A 14995-nucleotide genomic window follows, 5' to 3' on the forward strand; every position below is an offset into this window, starting at 1 on the left:
CGCCGATCCGGGGAGGAATCACCCGGATCGTGCGTCCCAGCCTTCGTTGTGGGGCTACTTCGCTCGGTACCGGTGTTCCGGGCGTCCGGTGGTGCCGTAGCTCAGGGTCATCTCGACCAGGCCGCGGCCCGCGAGGCCCGAGAGGTAGCGCTGGGCCGTCGCGCGCGAGATGCCTGCCCGCTCCGCGACCTCGAGGGCCGAGAGCTCGGCGCCCGACTCGGACAGCCGCGCCAGCACCAGCTGCTCCGTCGCCGAGCGGGACGGCTGGGTGGCCGCCGCGTCGCCCGAGTGCAGGATGCGCAGCGCCCGCTCCACCGCCTCCTGATCCGCGACCCGGTCCTCGCGCAGCACGTTGCGGAAGCGCACGTAGGCGTCGAGGCGCTCGCCGAGCAGCCGCGCGTCGAACGGCTTGATCAGGTAGCCCAGCGCCCCCGCGTGCAGGGCCTTGCGCACCGTCGCCCCGTCCGAGGCGGCGCTCACCACGAACGCGTCCGTCTCCAGCTCCCGCAGCAGCGTGATCCCGCTCTGGTCCGGCAGGTGCACGTCGAGCAGCAGCAGGTCCGGCGCGTGCTCGAGCACCGCGGCGCGAGCGGCCCGGGCGGTGTGCACCGGCGGCAGCGCCCGCAGGCCCTGCCGGGTGTCGACGAGGTCGGCGTGCAGCTGCGCCACCCGGAAGTCGTCGTCGACGACGAGCACGGTGCGCTCCTGCTGATCCGGGGTCATCAGTCCTCCTCCTCGAGCCGCGACTCGTCGCGCAGCTCGTCCTCCGGCGGCAGCACCGCGCCCGGCAGCCGCGCGCAGAGCACCGCCCCGGAGGACTCGCCACCGGCGTCCGCCAGCCACACCTCGCCGCCGCGCCGCGCCGCGACCTCGCGGCAGAGCGGCAGCCCGAAGCCGCGGCCGTGCACGCGGTCGTCGTCCTCGTCCACCGCGCCCGGCCCGCGGGCGAAGAGCGACTCCGGATCCGCGACGCCGTCGCCGGAGTCCGCCACCGTCACGAAGAGCGCGTCGCCGTCGTCGAGCAGCTCGACCTCGACGAAGCGCACGTCGCGGCTCCCCTCGACGGCCGCGCGCACCGCGTTGTCGACGAGGTTGCCGACCACTGTCGCGACGTCCTCCGGCTCGATCACCGTCCCGCGCACCAGCGTCTCCTCGCCGAGGGTCAGCAGGACGCCGCGCTCGGCCGCCTCGATCCCCTTCGCGCCGACCAGCGCCTGGAGGTAGGGCTCCTGCAGCCGGTCGGCGTGCTGCACCGGGTACTTCAGCGGCCCGCGGGTCAGCACCTCGTCGAGGTACTCGCGCGCCGACCCCGTCCGGCCCGCATCGAGCAGACCGGCCACCACGTGCAGACGGTTGGCGAACTCGTGCCGCTGCACCCGCAGCGCGTTGGTCATCGCGCCGACGGCGTCGAGGCGCCGGCTGAGCGCGGCGAGCGCCGTCCGATCGCGCAGCACCACCACGACGCCGAGATCGCGGTCGCCCCGGGTCACCCGCCGGATGTCCACGTAGACGATGCGGGAGCGCACGACGAAGCCCTCCTCGCCGTTCCCGCGGGAGGGCTCCGTCGAGGCGAGGGCCGCGGCGATCGCGTCGGCGAGCGGCTGCGGCAGCCCGAGGTCGGCGAGCGCGCGGCCGTGCAGGGCGCGACCGGTCGGATCCTCGGAGCCGAGGATCGCGGCGGCGCGCGCGTTGCAGACGCCGACCCGCCCGTCGCGGTCGAGGGCGAGCACCCCCTCGTCGACCCCGTCGAGCACCGCGGCCTGGTCCTGCACCAGCGCGGTGAGCTCCTCCGGCGCGAGGCCGAGCGTCAGCCGCAGCAGCCGGCGCCGGATGAAGACCGAGGCGACGGCCGCGAGCACGAGCCCGGCGAGCGCCGCCGCGAGCACGCCCAGCAGCGCGATCGGCAGGTCGTCGAAGACGCTGGAGCGGGCGAAGCCGATGCTCACCTCGCCGACCACGCGCGCGCCGTCCGGTCCGTAGACCGGCACTTTCGCCCGCGCGGACTCGCCGAGCGTGCCGGTGCCCCAGGACACCGACTCCCGGCCGGCGAGCGCCTCCTCCGCACTCGTCGAGACCACCTCGCCGAGTCGCTCGGGGTCGGGGTGGGCGAGCCGGATGCCGCGGTCGTCGGTGATCACGACGAAGAGCGCGCCGGTGCGCTCCTCGATGGCCTCGGCGGCGGTCTCGAGCGTCCCGCCCTCGAGCTCCGCGCGGGAGGGCACGGCCGGGTCGGCGGAGGAGGCGGCGACGGCGTCGCGCACGTCGGAGTCCTCGGCGACGGTGCGGGCGATGGCGAGCGCCGTCTCCTCCGCCTCGCCCTGCAGCTGCTGCACGCTCAGAGCGGTCACCAGCCCCGCGCAGACCAGGACGGCCGCCGCGACGGTGGCGAGCTGCAGCACGAGCACGTGGGTCGCGAAGCGCATCGGGGCCTCCTCGCCGTCGTGGTGACCGAGCCGGTCGTGATGATCCTGATGCGCAGAATGCGCAGAACCCACACTATGCGCAGATCGCGCGCTAATGAGCGATACCCGGGCCGGGCGGCCCGGGCTGCCTAGTGTGTCCACGACCTGGAGAGCCCGCCGCGGGATCCCGGACGCACCACGACGAAGGAGTCAGCAGTGTTGGTAGTACTCGGATTCACGATGATCCTGGCCTTCATGGCCCTGATCATGACCAAGCGGCTCACGCCCATGGTCGCCCTGATCGTCGTCCCGACGATCTTCGGGCTCTTCGCCGGCGCCGGTCTCGGCATCGGCGACATGGTGCTCGAGGCGATCGGCAGCCTCGCCCCCACGGCCGCCCTGCTGATGTTCGCGATCATGTACTTCGGCATCATGATCGACGTCGGCCTCTTCGACCCGCTGATCCGCTTCATCGTCCGCGCGCTCGGCGACGACCCGGCCAAGGTCGTCCTCGGCACCGCGCTGCTCGCCGGCGCGGTCTCGCTCGACGGTGACGGCTCGACCACCTTCATCGTGACCACCGCCGCGATGCTGCCGATCTACCTCCGCCTCGGGATGAACCCCGTCGTCCTCACCTGCGTCGCCGGCCTCGCCAACGGCACGCTCAACATCGTGCCCTGGGGCGGCCCCACGGTGCGCGCCGCCGCGGCGCTGCAGGTCTCGCCGAGCGAGATCTTCGTGCCGATGCTGCCCTCGCTCGCCGTCGGCCTCGCCGTCACGCTGGTCTTCGCCTGGTTCCTCGGACTCGGCGAGCGCCGCCGCCTCGGCTCGCTCGCCCTGGCCGAGCCGATGCTCGAGCAGGAGCTCGTCGGCGCCGGCCGCGGCTCGTCGTCCCGCTCCGGAGCCCGCACCGGCGGCCTCGCCGCCCTCACCGGCGGCATCCGCACCGTCGCCCGCGAGCGCTTCTCCTTCCTCCGCGGCCCGGAGTCGCTGCGCGGCGCCCAGGTCGCCGTCGCCGCCCGCGTCCAGGCCGACGACGCCGACACCGCGATGGCCGACACGATGCTCGACCCCGAGCGCGAGACGCTCCGCCCGAAGCTGATCTGGGTCAACCTCGTGCTGACCCTGGCCGTGATGACGCTGCTCGTCGCGGACATCCTGCCGCTCCCCTACGTCTTCATGGTCGGCTCCGCGGTCGCGCTGCTGATCAACTTCCCGAAGATGAAGGACCAGGCGTCCGAGATCGTCAAGCACGCGCCGAGCATCGTCGGCGTCGTCTCGATGGTCCTCGCCGCCGGCGTGCTGATCGGCGTCCTGAACGGCACCGGCATGGTCGACGCGATGGCCGAGTGGGTCGTCGACGTCATCCCGCCCGCGCTCGGACCGTTCCTCGCCGTGATCACCGGCGTGCTGAGCATCCCGATGACCTTCTTCATGTCGAACGACGCGTTCTACTACGGCATCCTCCCGGTGCTCTCCGAGAGCGCCGCGCAGTACGGCATCGACCCGGTCGAGATGGCCCGCGCCTCGATCACCGGCCAGCCCGTGCACCTGCAGAGCCCGCTGGTCCCGGCGATCCTGCTGCTGGTCTCGCTCGCCGCGGTCAACCTGGGCGACCACCACCGCAAGGTGCTCTGGCGCGCGGTGATCGTGTCGCTGGTGATGCTCGCGGTCGGCGTCCTGGTCGGGGCGATCCCCTTCGGCTGATCCGGGGACCTGGCGTCAGCCCAGCAGCGGCGCCAGGTTCTCCGTCCAGACGTCGAAGCCGAGCTTCACGATCAGCGCCCCGACGACCACGAGGAACGCGATCCTGATGAACCGGCTCCCCTTCGCGACCGCCATCCGCGAGCCGAGGTAGGCGCCCGCCACGTTCGCGAGACCCATGAAGAGCCCCAGCAGCCAGATCACGTGGCCGCCCGGCACGAAGTACAGCAGTGCACCGAGGTTCGTCGCGACGTTGACGATCTTCGCCTTCGCGCTCGCGAGCAGGAAGTCGTAGCCCAGCGCCGTGATCAGCGCGATGATCAGGAACGTCCCGGTCCCCGGCCCGATCAGCCCGTCGTAGAAGCCGATGACGAGCCCGAGCACCCCGGCCGTCACCAGGTGCCGGCGCCCCGCGTGCTTGAGCGCCGTGACGCTGCCCATCGCGGGCCGCGCGATCGTCACCACGGCCACCACGATCAGCGCGACGACGATGATCGGCTTGAAGACGGAGGCGGGCAGCAGCCCCGCCAGATTCGCTCCCCCGTAGCTGCCGGCCAGCGCCACCGCCGCCATCGGCAGGGCCGTCCGCAGATCCGGCCTCGCCCTGCGGTAGTAGGTGATCGCGCTCGTCGTCGTCCCGAAGATCGAGGCGAGCTTGTTGGTCGCGAGCGCCTGCACGGGCGAGATGCCCGGCACGAGCAGCAGGGCGGGGAGCTGGAGCAGGCCGCCGCCGCCGACCACCGCGTCGATCCAGCCGGCGGCGAACGCGGCCAGGATCATCAGCAGGACGACGGGGAGGGCGAGGTCCTCGGTGAACGTCAGCATCGCTCGGAAGCGTACGCGGCCGCCGCCACCCCCTCGACCCGGGCGCCGCGCCACCCTAGGGTCGGCGGCATGCGATTCGGACTCTTCATCCCCCAGGGCTGGCGCCACGACCTCGTCGGCATCGATCCCGCCGACCAGTGGCGCACCATGCGCGACCTCGCCCAGCACGCCGACGCCGGCCCCTGGGAGTCGGTGTGGGTCTACGACCACTTCCACACCGTCCCGGTGGTGACGGAGGAGGCCACCCACGAGGCGTGGACGCTGATGGCCGCGTTCGCCGCCGCCACCTCGCGGGTGCGGCTCGGCCAGATGTGCACCTGCATGAGCTACCGCGACCCCGCGCACCTCGCCAAGATCGCCACCACCGTCGACATCGTCTCCGGCGGCCGGGTCGAGATGGGCATCGGCGGCGGCTGGTACGAGCACGAGTGGCGCGCCTACGGCTACGGCTTCCCGCCGATCGCCGAGCGCCTCGGCCGCCTCGACGAGGGCGTGCAGATCATGCGCCAGGCCTGGACCGAGGGCGTCTCCACGCTCGACGGGCGCTACTACCAGGTGGACGGCGCGGTGAACCGCCCGCTCCCCCTGCAGGACGGCGGCATCCCGCTGTGGGTGGCCGGCGGCGGCGAGAAGGTGACGCTGCGCATCGCGGCGCAGTACGCGCAGTACACCAACTTCGCGGGCGCGCCGGAGGCGTTCGACCACAAGAGCGCCGTCCTCCGCGGGCACTGCGAGCGGCTCGGCACCGACTACGCGGCGATCACCCGCAGCTCCAACTACAACGTGATGATCGCCGAGACGGAGGCGGAGGTCGAGAAGGGCCTGCAGCGCCTGGAGGACCGCGTCACCCCCGCGCTCGGCGCCGAGGCGGCCTCGGCGTTCGTCGCCGAGTACCGCAGCCCCGACGCGCTCGCGGTCGGCACCCCCGCGCAGATCGTCGACCGCCTCGGCGACATGCGCGAGCGCGGCATGGACTACGCGATCACGTACTTCCCGGACGCCGCCTACGACCGCTCCGGCCTCGAGCTCTTCGAGCGCGACGTCGTCCCGCACCTGTCCTGACCCGCGCCGTCGATCCGTCGCGAACGGCTCTCGCCACACGGGCGGGACGACCGTTGCCGACGGACCGGCAGCGCGCCTACGCCTCGCTCGCGCGGTCCGCAAGTCCCTGCGCCGGGGCGGGCCGCCCACCTACGGTCGAGGCATGGAAGCACAGGACATCCGCTGGAACGACGAAGCCCGCGACAAGATCCTCGAGGACTCGGACAGGGTCCTCCGCGAGGCGGTGCTCGACCTCGCGAAGACCAAGAAGGGCGAGCCCTGGGAGGACGTCTTCGCCGAGCTGAACGCACGACTGAAAGATCAGTTCATCGACTTCGAGCCCGGCCCGGACCTCCGCAAGTACGCCGAGGCCGTCTCCGCGGGAGAGATCGAGTCGTGAGCACCGACGACGGCGCCGCCGGCCGCACCGAGGACCCGGCGCTCGCCGACGAGCTGGCCTCGATCCGCGCCGTCGGCGAGGGCCGCCGCGGCGACGCCGCCGACGAGTCCGATGTCGAGCACGGCGACCCGCAGACCGTCGAGCAGGTCGAGCAGGAGCTCAAGGGCGGCCTCGACCTCGACTGATCGGACGCAGAACGCAGGAAGGCCCGCTCCCCTCCAGGGCGCGGGCCTTCCTGCGTGCCGAGCCGATGACGAAGTTCACTCCGCCGGTACAGCGCACGTGCGGTCCGACGCCTTCTGACCGGTGACGCCAGGGAGCGGATCGGCGTCCGGCGCGACGGCGCCGGTCGCGACGGGCGGGGCTGCTTCCGGCACCGCGGGCGATTCTTCGGCGCCGCCCTCCGCCCCCTCGACTCCCTGCGGCGCCGCGGGGGTGAAGGGGACGTCGTCGCGCACCTTCGCCATCAGGTCAGGGCCGAGCGACGGGTCCGGCACGACCTTCCCGGGGAACTCGGGGTCGCCGGTGCTGCCCGGGTACTGCACGAAGACCAGCCGATCGAGTTCCACGTCCTTCAGCGTGAGGGCGAGCCCGATCAATGTCCGGGGCTCGGTCATCGACGTCGACAGGTGCATCGCGTGCGACGCCGCATGCGCCAGTCCGTACAGGGCGCCGGCGTCCGAGAGCGTGCCGGACGACTTCACCTTCCTCATCAGCGAGGACAGGAACTGCTGCTGCGACGAGATCCGCGCCAGGTCGCTGCCGTCCCCGACGCCATGCCGCGTCCGCAGGAACGCGAGCGCTGTCGCACCGGAGACCGTGCTCGTCCCGGCGGGGAGATCGAGCCCCGAATCCGTGTCCCGCACGGCTCCCGTCAAGCAGATGTCGACGCCGCCCACCGCGTCGCTCATCTCGATGACACCCTGGAAGGAGATCCAGCCGGCGTAGGGGATGTCCAGTCCGGTCAGCTGCTCCACCGAGCGGTTGACGCAGGCGAGCCCGCCGGCCGAGAACGTGGAGTTCAGCGGCACGTCGCCCTCCCCCGCCGTGACGACCCCCGTCTCCGGGTCGGTGCACACCGGCCGGTCGACGAGGAGGTCGCGGGGCAGCGAGACGACCACCGCGCTCCGGTGGTCGCGCGCGACGTGCAGGAGGATGTTGACGTCGTTCAGCGTCGCGTCCCTGCCGCCGTACTCGTCGCCCTGCGCCGCATCGTTGTCCGCCCCGACGACGAGCAGGTTGAAGCCGCCCTCCATCTCGCCGATCGGACGCGGCGTCGCCGACGCGGACAGTGCCGCTCCGACGTCGAGATCGACGGCGTTCTCCGCGACGGTGCGGCCGATGCTCGCCGCCGCGATGGCGCCCACGGACCCGCAGCCCACGACGAGCACGGCGACCACGGAGACCGCGACCCTCACCACATCCCGCGCCGCGGACCTTCGGCGCAGCCGGCCGTGCCGGACCGGCACCGCACTCGAGCGCCTCACAGGCGGCGACTCCGTCGCTTCCGTGCGCTTCCGCGCGACCGCCACTCGACCGCATCTGCGTCAGAAGCCGGAACTCGAACGAAGGCCCAGCCGTCCGGGTACTTCTGCCTCATGCTCCGTACTTGTTGTTGAGTGCCTGAGCGATGTCCCGGTAGTCCTCCGGGCCGAGCGAGCCGTTGACCGTCGCGCGGCCGCTGCCGTAGTGACCGCCGAAACGCTCGAGCCCCCGGGTCGTCTCCTGATCCAGGACGCCGGGGAAGGACCCGGAGGAGTAGAAGAGCTGGCCTTTGAGATGCCTCTCCACGCCGACCCAGCTGTTGCGCCCGAGGTCTCCATCGATCGGGCCGCTGTAGCCGCCATCGGCGGCGTAGCACTGGAGGAGCTTCCAGAAGTTCGTTCCGGGGACGCCATCGGATTCCGTCGACGTCCTCGGAAGTTGACGGTTGCAGACCGACGGCGCCGCTTCCGCAGGTGTGCCTGCACCGACGGGGACTGCCACGGCGATGATCGCGGCGAGGACGGTCTTCTTGAGCGGTGAACGGAATGACATCTTTGCCCGATCCTGGTCAGCAGCCGGCGGGTTCGAGTCCTCCCCCACCACGGGAGAAAGCTCCCGCTCGAAAAGGAATACCATCTGCGTATGGTTCCTTCGAGTGCTGTCGCGAAACGCGGCCCGTCCAGGCGAACCCCGCGCTGGGCGCGACTCGCGCCGGCGACGAGAACGCAGGAAGGCCCGCTCCCCGGTGAGGGAGCGGGCCTTCCGATCGTGCCGGGCGAGCGGCGGGTGACTACGCCGAGAGGCGCTCGTAGTCGGTGTAGCCCTCAGCGCCGCCGCCGTAGACGGTCTCCTGGACGAGCTCGTTCTCGGGGTGGCCGCCCTGCCAGCGCTCGACGAGGTCGGGGTTGGCCATGACCGGACGGCCCACCGCGACGGCGTCGGCGTGGCCGTCGCTGATCAGCGCGGTCGCCTCCTCGCGGGAGGTCGGGCTGCCGAAGCCGCTGTTCGCGACGAAGACGCCGCCGAAGCGGGTGCGCAGGTCCTGGACCAGCTCGCCGGCGGGCTCGGCGTGCAGGACGCTGAGGTAGGCGAGGCCCAGCGGCGCGAGGCCGTCGACGACCGCCTCGTAGGTGGCGCGCACGTCGGCTTCGTCGGTCTCGACGACGTCCTGGATGTTGTGCGCGGGCGAGAGGCGGATGCCGACGCGGCCGGCACCGATCTCCTCGGCGACCGCGCGGGTGACCTCGACCACGAACGCGGCGCGGGCGGCGGGGCTTCCGCCGTAGGCGTCGGTGCGGACGTTCGAGACCGGCGAGAGGAACTCGTGCAGCAGGTAGCCGTTGGCCCCGTGCACCTCGACGCCGTCGAAGCCGGCGTCGACGGCGCGGCGGGCACCGGCGACGAACTCGTCGCGAACGATGGCGAGCTCCTCGGTGGTCAGCGCGTGCGGGACCGGGAACGGCTTCTTCTCCCCGCTCGGGACGCGGACCTCGCCGTCGATCGCGACGGCGCTCGGCGCGACGATGCGGTCGGTGCCGGTGACGTCGGTGTGCGTGACGCGCCCGCCGTTCATGACCTGCATGACGATGCGGCCGCCGGCGGCGTGCACGGCGTCCGCGACGCCCTTCCAGCCCTCGGCCTGCTCGGCGGTGACGATGCCGGGCTGGCCCGGGTACGCCTTCGACTCGGCGCTCGGGAAGACGCCCTCGCTGATGATCAGGCCGAGGGAGGCGCGCTGGGCGTAGTGCTCGGCGATGAGGGCGCCGGGGACGCCCTGCTCGTCGGCGCGCAGGCGCGTCATCGGCGCCATCACGAGGCGGTTCGGCAGCTCGAGGTCGCCGGCGGTGAGGGGGGAGAAGGGATCCACGGATCGCCTTTCGATCGGAGAGCGGGGGGAGGGCGCGTCACCGTTCCCGGGACGCACCCCGGAGGCAACGGCGCCCGCCCCGCGCGCATTCCGCTTCCCGGCGTTCTCCCACTCACGGTGCGCCGGGCGGCCACATCGCCCTCAGGTCGAGAGGAGCGTCGCGCGGAACATGCTGGTCGAGTAGCCGCGGAGCGGCGTATCGAGACCCGACGCCGTCAGCAGAGAAGCCTGCAGACCGGCCCGCTGACACCGGCGGATCTCGATACGCCCGCTGCGCGGGCTACTCGATCAGCATGCAGAGGAGCACGACGCGACAGCACCTCACGCCATCCGGGACGGCCGCTCGTCGCCCGGCCTACAGTCCTGCTGTTCCCTGCGCCGGATGAAGGAGACGAGCAGATGTCTGCAGAGCTCACCGAGTTCACGATCGGCATCCTGGCCGATGACGAGACCGTCGAGAGGATGCGTCTCGCTCTGCTCGCGGTACTCGAGAACGGCGAGTTCCGCGACCTGCCCTGGACGTTCTCCGTCTCGCCCGACCCGGACCTGCGCGGCCGATAGGGTCACCTGCTCGACGAGGCGGCGGTCGGAGCCGCCGACACGAACGGCCCCCGCTCGAATCGAGTGATCGCGCGAGTCCTGCCGGTCGAGCAGCCGCGGAGCGGCGTATCGAGACCCGCCGTCCTCAGCAGGGTGGCCTGCAGACCCGCCTGCTGGCGCCGGTGGATCTCGATGCGCCCGCTGCGCGGGCTATTCGATCAGCACGGACGCTCCGTCACGCACTCCCCCGCTCTCCTCCTCACGGACAGCCCTCGCTCGGGTGACACCCGGGCTGTCTACACTCGGGAGGCGAACGACGAGGGAGTGCGCGATGCCGAACGATTCATCCCCGACGAGGGCCGCGGCCCGCCGGGGCGCCCGCCGATCGCCGATCGCAGCGCTCCTCGCCCTGCTCGCCGGCGCCGCTCTCGCGCTCGTGCCGGCCGCCACCGCAGCCGCTGAGCCGCCCGCGACCCTCGGCTCCTCCGTCGTCCTCGACTCGGCCGGAGTCCTCAGCTCCGCGGAGATCGGCGACATCGAGGCGGCCTCCGCCCAGCTCTACCAGGAGCACAGCGTCCAGCTCTTCGTCGCCTACGTCGACACCTTCACCGGCACCACCGGCGACGAGCGCTGGTCCGACGCGACCGCGGAGCTCAACGGACTCGGCACGAACGACGTGCTCCTCGCCGTGGCGATCGAGTCCCGGCAGTACCAGGTGTCCGTCGACAACGGCTTCGCCCTCGACGCCGGCCAGGTCTCCGCGCTGGAGACGGACGACATCGAGCCGCAGCTGGTCGACGGCGACTGGGCGGGCGCCGCCGTCGCGGCAGCCCAGGGCATCGGCACCCGCCTCGACGCGCCGAGCGCGGGCGAGTCGCTCGGCTCCGGCCTCCTGGTCGTCCTCGCCGTGCTGGCCGCACTGCTCGTCGTGGGCGTGATCGTCTGGCTGCTCGTCCGCCGCGCGCGCCGCCGGAAGGCAGCAGAGGCGGTCGAGGCGTCGATCGACGAGCTCGCGACCCGCTCCGGCTCCGCCCTCGTGCACGCCGACGACGCCGTGCGCACCAGCGAGCAGGAGGTCGGCTTCGCGGAGGCGCAGTTCGGCTCGGACGCGACCGGCCCCTTCCGCGAGGCGCTCGTCACCGCGAAGCGCCTCCTCGGCGAGGCCTTCGCCCTGCAGCAGCGGCTCGACGACGCGGAGCCGGAGACCGATCAGGAGCGCCGCGACGGCTACGGCCGGATCCTCCAGCTCTGCGCCGACGCCGAGCAGGTGCTGGACGAGAAGGCGGAGGCCTTCGAGGAGCTCCGCGCCCTCGAGAAGAACGCCCCGGAGGTGGCCGCCCGCCTCACCGCGCGCGCCGCGGAGGTCCGGGCCCGCCTCTCCCCCACCCGCGCCCTGCTCGCCGACCTCTCCACCCGCTACGCCCCGACGGCGATCGACGATGTGGAGGACGACGCCGACCAGGCGGAGGACCGCCTCCGTTTCGCCGACGACCAGGTCGCCGAGGCGCGGACGGCGCTCACCGCCGGCGACTCGGGCCGCGCGGCCGTGCTGCTGCGCGCGGGCCAGCAGGCGGCCGAGCAGGCCTCGGGCCTCCTGGACGCCGTCGCGACCCGCGCCACCGACCTGCAGGAGGCGGAGCGCACCCTCGCCGGCCGGGTCGCCGAGATCCGCGCCGACGCCGCCCAGGGCCGCGCGATCGTCGCGGCCGGCGACTCCGCCGACGCCGCGAGCGCGCCCCTCGTCGCGAACGTGCAGTCCGCGGTCGCTACGACGGAAGCCGCTCTCGACGCCGTCGAGCGCGACGCCGCCGCGGGCCCGCGGGACCCGCTCGCACTGCTGGAGCGCCTGACCGCGGCCGATGCGACCATCGACGCGGCGGTCGGCGGCTACCGCGACGCCCAGGCGCAGCGCGAGCGCCGACAGGCCGCACTCGCCGCCGAGATCGGCGCCGCCCGCAGCCGCGTCTCCGCCGCGGAGGACTTCATCGCCGCCCGTCGCGGGGCCGTCGGCTCGCAGGCGCGCACCCGGGTCGCCGAGGCCGCCCGCTCGGCGGAGTACGCCGCGCAGATCGCGGCCACCGATCCGGCCGAGGCGCTCGCCTCCGCGCAGCGCGCCTCCGCCCTCGCGCAGCAGGCGCTCCAGGCCGCCCGCTCCGACGCGAGCGCCTACTCCGCCCCCGGTCTCGGCGGCGGCTACGGCGGCAACACCACCGGCGCCTTCCTCGGCGGCATCCTCGTCGAGTCGCTCCTCGGCGGCGGCGGCGGCCGACGCTCCGGCTACCGCTCCGGCGGCTTCGGGGGCGGCGGTTTCGGGGGTGGTGGCTTCGGCGGCGGAGGCTCCCGTCGCTCCTCCGGGGGCGGCTTCGGCGGCGGTGGCGGCGGAGGCCGTCGCGGCGGCGGCGGACGCTTCTGACCCGCTCCGGACCACCCGCTCGATCCGACGACCCCCGCTCACAGACCCCGGGCCCGCATCCGCTCGGCCCCCGCCCGCAAGCCCCTCACCCAAGGAGAGACACCATGGCTCAGAAGCAGTCGATCTTCGGTCGCATCGCGCAGCTCGCGAAGGCCAACATCAACGCGCTCCTCGATCAGGCCGAGGACCCGCAGAAGATGCTCGATCAGATGGTCCGCGACTACACCGACAGCATCCGCGACGCCGAGGCCGCCATCGCGCAGACCATCGGCAACCTGCGCCTGCTCGAGGACGACTACCGCGAGGACGTGCAGAACGCGGACGAGTGGGGCGGCAAGGCCCTCGCCGCGAGCCGCAAGGCCGACGAGCTGCGCGCCACCGGCAACGCCGGCGACGCCGACAAGTTCGACGCGCTCGCCAAGGTCGCCCTGACCCGTCAGATCCAGTCCGAGAAGGAGGCGAAGGACGCCGAGCCGACCATCGCCTCGCAGACCGAGGTCGTCGACAAGCTCAAGTCGGGCCTGAACCAGATGCGCGAGAAGCTGAACCAGCTCTCGTCCAAGCGCGACGAGCTGATCGCCCGCTCGAAGACCGTCGAGGCCCAGTCGCAGGTCCAGGACGCGATCAAGAGCATCGACATCATGGATCCGACCAGCGAGGTGAGCCGCTTCGAGCAGAAGATCCGCCGCGAGGAGGCCCGCGTCCGAGGCGCCGAGGAGCTCGCCTCGTCGAGCCTCGACGCGCAGTTCGAGTCCCTCGAGGACCTCGGCGAGATGACCGAGGTCGAGGCCCGCCTGGCCGCGCTCAAGACGGGTCGCCCCCAGGACTCGATCGGCTCCTGACCGCTGAGGAGGCTCCGGGCCGACGATCCCCTGATCGGCCCGGAGTTCTCCTCATCGCATACCCCCTCCGGCATGCCTCTCGAAGACTGGCAATCGCCCTGATGCGGGGCCGCACGGCACCCCATAGTGTTGACCTCGGTCGCCCCGGAACCCGGTTGGCCGCAGCCTCGTCCGGCCCCTACCGGCGCGGTGAACACCATGAGCGGACCCGGACCTCCCGGGGATCGCTCACCGAGCGGCCGTCGACGAGGACGGCCACCCCGAACGAGCGAGGCGCCGATGAGCACCCCCACCGCACTGTCCGACGGAAACGTCCCCACCGCCCCCCGGGTCGAGGCCTCCCCCCGGGTCCAGGCCTCCCCCCGTGTCGTCCGCACCCGCCCCCGCGGCGAGGGCAACACGAACCCGACGACCGAGTACTCCGGTCTCCTGAGCACCGTGCGCGACGCGGGGCTGCTCCGCCGCCGCCGCGGCTTCTACTACATCCTCTTCTCCGTGCTGACGCTCGCCCTCGGCGGCATCGTCACCGGCTTCGTCCTGCTGGGGGACTCCTGGTTCCAGCTGCTGCTCGCCGCCGCGCTGGGCATCGTCCTCACCCAGTTCGCCTTCCTCGCGCACGAGGCCTCGCACCGCCAGGTGTTCGAGTCCGGCAAGGCCAACGACGTCGCAGGCCGGACGCTCGCGAACCTCGTCGTCGGCATCAGCTACTCCTGGTGGATGAACAAGCACAGCCGCCACCACGCCAATCCGAACGTGCTCGGCAAGGACCCGGACATCGTCCGCGACGTCGTGTCGTTCACGCCGGAGGACGCGGCGCGCTCGCGCGGCGCGTACGCCTGGCTGACCCGCCGTCAGGGCTACGCGTTCTTCCCGCTCCTGCTGCTCGAGGGCATCAACCTGCACCTGCACGGCTTCCGCACCGTGTTCGGTAAGGGCAAGGTCGACAAGCGCTGGGTCGAGATCTCGATGCTCGTCGCCCGCGTCGGCCTGTACCTCGCCGTCGTCTTCTGGGCGCTGCCGCTCGGCATGGCCTTCGCCTTCGTCGGCGTGCAGATGGCCGTCTTCGGCCTCTACATGGGCGCGTCGTTCGCCCCGAACCACAAGGGCATGCCGATCCTGCCGAAGGAGGCGCGCGTCGACTTCCTGCGCCGCCAGGTCCTCACCTCGCGCAGCATCCGCGGCAACTGGTTCAACGACTACTTCATGGGCGGCCTGAACTACCAGGTCGAGCACCACCTCTTCCCGAACATGCCCCGCCCCGCCCTGCGCGAGGCCCAGGTCATCGCCAAGGAGTACTGCGCGACGCACCAGATCCCCTACACCGAGACCTCGCTGCTCGAGTCGTACGGCATCGTCGTCCGCTACCTCAACCGCGTGGGCCTCTCGGCCGGCGGCGACCCGTTCGACTGCCCCGCCGCCGGCGCCTACGGGCGCTGAGCCGGCGCTCCACACCGCACGAACGGCGAAGGCCCTCCC

At 72.6% G+C, this 14995-nt stretch carries 14 protein-coding genes; 8 read left to right on the forward strand and 6 right to left on the reverse strand.

Annotated features, from left to right (window positions below; genetic code table 11):
- Positions 1–54 precede the first annotated feature (54 nt).
- Both HRK28_RS05705 and HRK28_RS05710 read right to left on the reverse strand, forming a co-directional pair.
- Positions 55–723, reverse strand: a complete 669-nt coding sequence (locus HRK28_RS05705; protein ID WP_173250664.1) for a response regulator — start codon at positions 721–723, stop codon at positions 55–57.
- Positions 723–2423 carry a sensor histidine kinase gene (locus tag HRK28_RS05710; RefSeq protein ID WP_173250665.1) on the reverse strand — a complete coding sequence of 567 codons (1701 nt, stop codon included), beginning with the start codon at positions 2421–2423 and terminating at the stop codon, positions 723–725. Before HRK28_RS05710 ends, HRK28_RS05705 begins: the two co-directional genes overlap by 1 nt.
- A 219-nt stretch (positions 2424–2642) precedes the next feature.
- Here HRK28_RS05710 and HRK28_RS05715 point away from each other — a divergent pair, with 219 nt between their 5' ends.
- Entirely contained in the window at positions 2643–4109 is a 1467-nt protein-coding gene (locus tag HRK28_RS05715; RefSeq protein ID WP_160087475.1) for a CitMHS family transporter, read from the forward strand.
- A 15-nt stretch (positions 4110–4124) separates the two neighbouring features.
- Here HRK28_RS05715 and HRK28_RS05720 read toward each other — a convergent pair whose 3' ends face one another.
- Positions 4125–4931, reverse strand: a complete 807-nt coding sequence (locus HRK28_RS05720) for a TSUP family transporter (protein WP_160087473.1) — start codon at positions 4929–4931, stop codon at positions 4125–4127.
- Between the two features lie 69 nt (positions 4932–5000).
- On the opposite strand from HRK28_RS05720, the gene HRK28_RS05725 reads away from it, so the two are divergent.
- From HRK28_RS05725 to HRK28_RS05735, 3 genes are all read left to right on the forward strand, one after another.
- Positions 5001–5993 carry an LLM class F420-dependent oxidoreductase gene (locus tag HRK28_RS05725; protein WP_173250666.1) on the forward strand — a complete coding sequence of 331 codons (993 nt, stop codon included), beginning with the start codon at positions 5001–5003 and terminating at the stop codon, positions 5991–5993.
- Positions 5994–6135: 142 nt separating this feature from the next.
- Positions 6136–6372 (forward strand): hypothetical protein, encoded by a 237-nt coding sequence (locus HRK28_RS05730; RefSeq protein WP_173250667.1) that lies wholly within the window; start codon positions 6136–6138, stop codon positions 6370–6372.
- Positions 6369–6557, forward strand: a complete 189-nt coding sequence (locus HRK28_RS05735; RefSeq protein WP_160087469.1) for a hypothetical protein — start codon at positions 6369–6371, stop codon at positions 6555–6557. The genes HRK28_RS05730 and HRK28_RS05735 overlap by 4 nt, the downstream gene beginning before the upstream one ends.
- A gap of 75 nt (positions 6558–6632) precedes the next feature.
- On the opposite strand, the gene HRK28_RS05740 is transcribed toward HRK28_RS05735, so the two are convergent.
- From HRK28_RS05740 to HRK28_RS05750, 3 genes are all read right to left on the reverse strand, one after another.
- Positions 6633–7772, reverse strand: coding sequence for an LCP family protein (locus tag HRK28_RS05740; RefSeq protein WP_217274401.1), 1140 nt, complete (start codon positions 7770–7772; stop codon positions 6633–6635).
- A 196-nt stretch (positions 7773–7968) separates the two neighbouring features.
- Positions 7969–8493, reverse strand: coding sequence for a hypothetical protein (locus tag HRK28_RS05745; protein ID WP_123444964.1), 525 nt, complete (start codon positions 8491–8493; stop codon positions 7969–7971).
- Between the two features lie 154 nt (positions 8494–8647).
- Positions 8648–9724 carry an alkene reductase gene (locus HRK28_RS05750; RefSeq protein ID WP_173250669.1) on the reverse strand — a complete coding sequence of 359 codons (1077 nt, stop codon included), beginning with the start codon at positions 9722–9724 and terminating at the stop codon, positions 8648–8650.
- A gap of 399 nt (positions 9725–10123) precedes the next feature.
- Between HRK28_RS05750 and HRK28_RS05755 the strand changes: the two genes are divergently transcribed.
- The 4 genes from HRK28_RS05755 to HRK28_RS05770 all read left to right on the forward strand — a co-directional run bounded on the left by HRK28_RS05755 (position 10124) and on the right by HRK28_RS05770 (position 14956).
- The gene (locus tag HRK28_RS05755) at positions 10124–10285 is read left to right on the forward strand and encodes a hypothetical protein (protein ID WP_160087463.1); all 162 of its coding nucleotides are present in this window, start codon (positions 10124–10126) and stop codon (positions 10283–10285) included.
- A 310-nt stretch (positions 10286–10595) separates the two neighbouring features.
- A complete protein-coding gene (locus tag HRK28_RS05760; protein WP_173250670.1) occupies positions 10596–12677 on the forward strand; it encodes a TPM domain-containing protein in 2082 nt (693 codons plus the stop codon).
- A 104-nt stretch (positions 12678–12781) separates the two neighbouring features.
- Positions 12782–13519, forward strand: coding sequence for a PspA/IM30 family protein (locus HRK28_RS05765; protein ID WP_160087459.1), 738 nt, complete (start codon positions 12782–12784; stop codon positions 13517–13519).
- A gap of 279 nt (positions 13520–13798) precedes the next feature.
- Positions 13799–14956: an acyl-CoA desaturase gene (locus HRK28_RS05770; RefSeq protein ID WP_160087457.1), complete on the forward strand. Its 1158-nt coding sequence runs from the start codon at positions 13799–13801 to the stop codon at positions 14954–14956.
- Positions 14957–14995 lie beyond the last annotated feature (39 nt).

Source organism: Rathayibacter sp. VKM Ac-2835, assembly GCF_013266705.1.
Lineage (GTDB): Bacteria > Actinomycetota > Actinomycetes > Actinomycetales > Microbacteriaceae > Rathayibacter.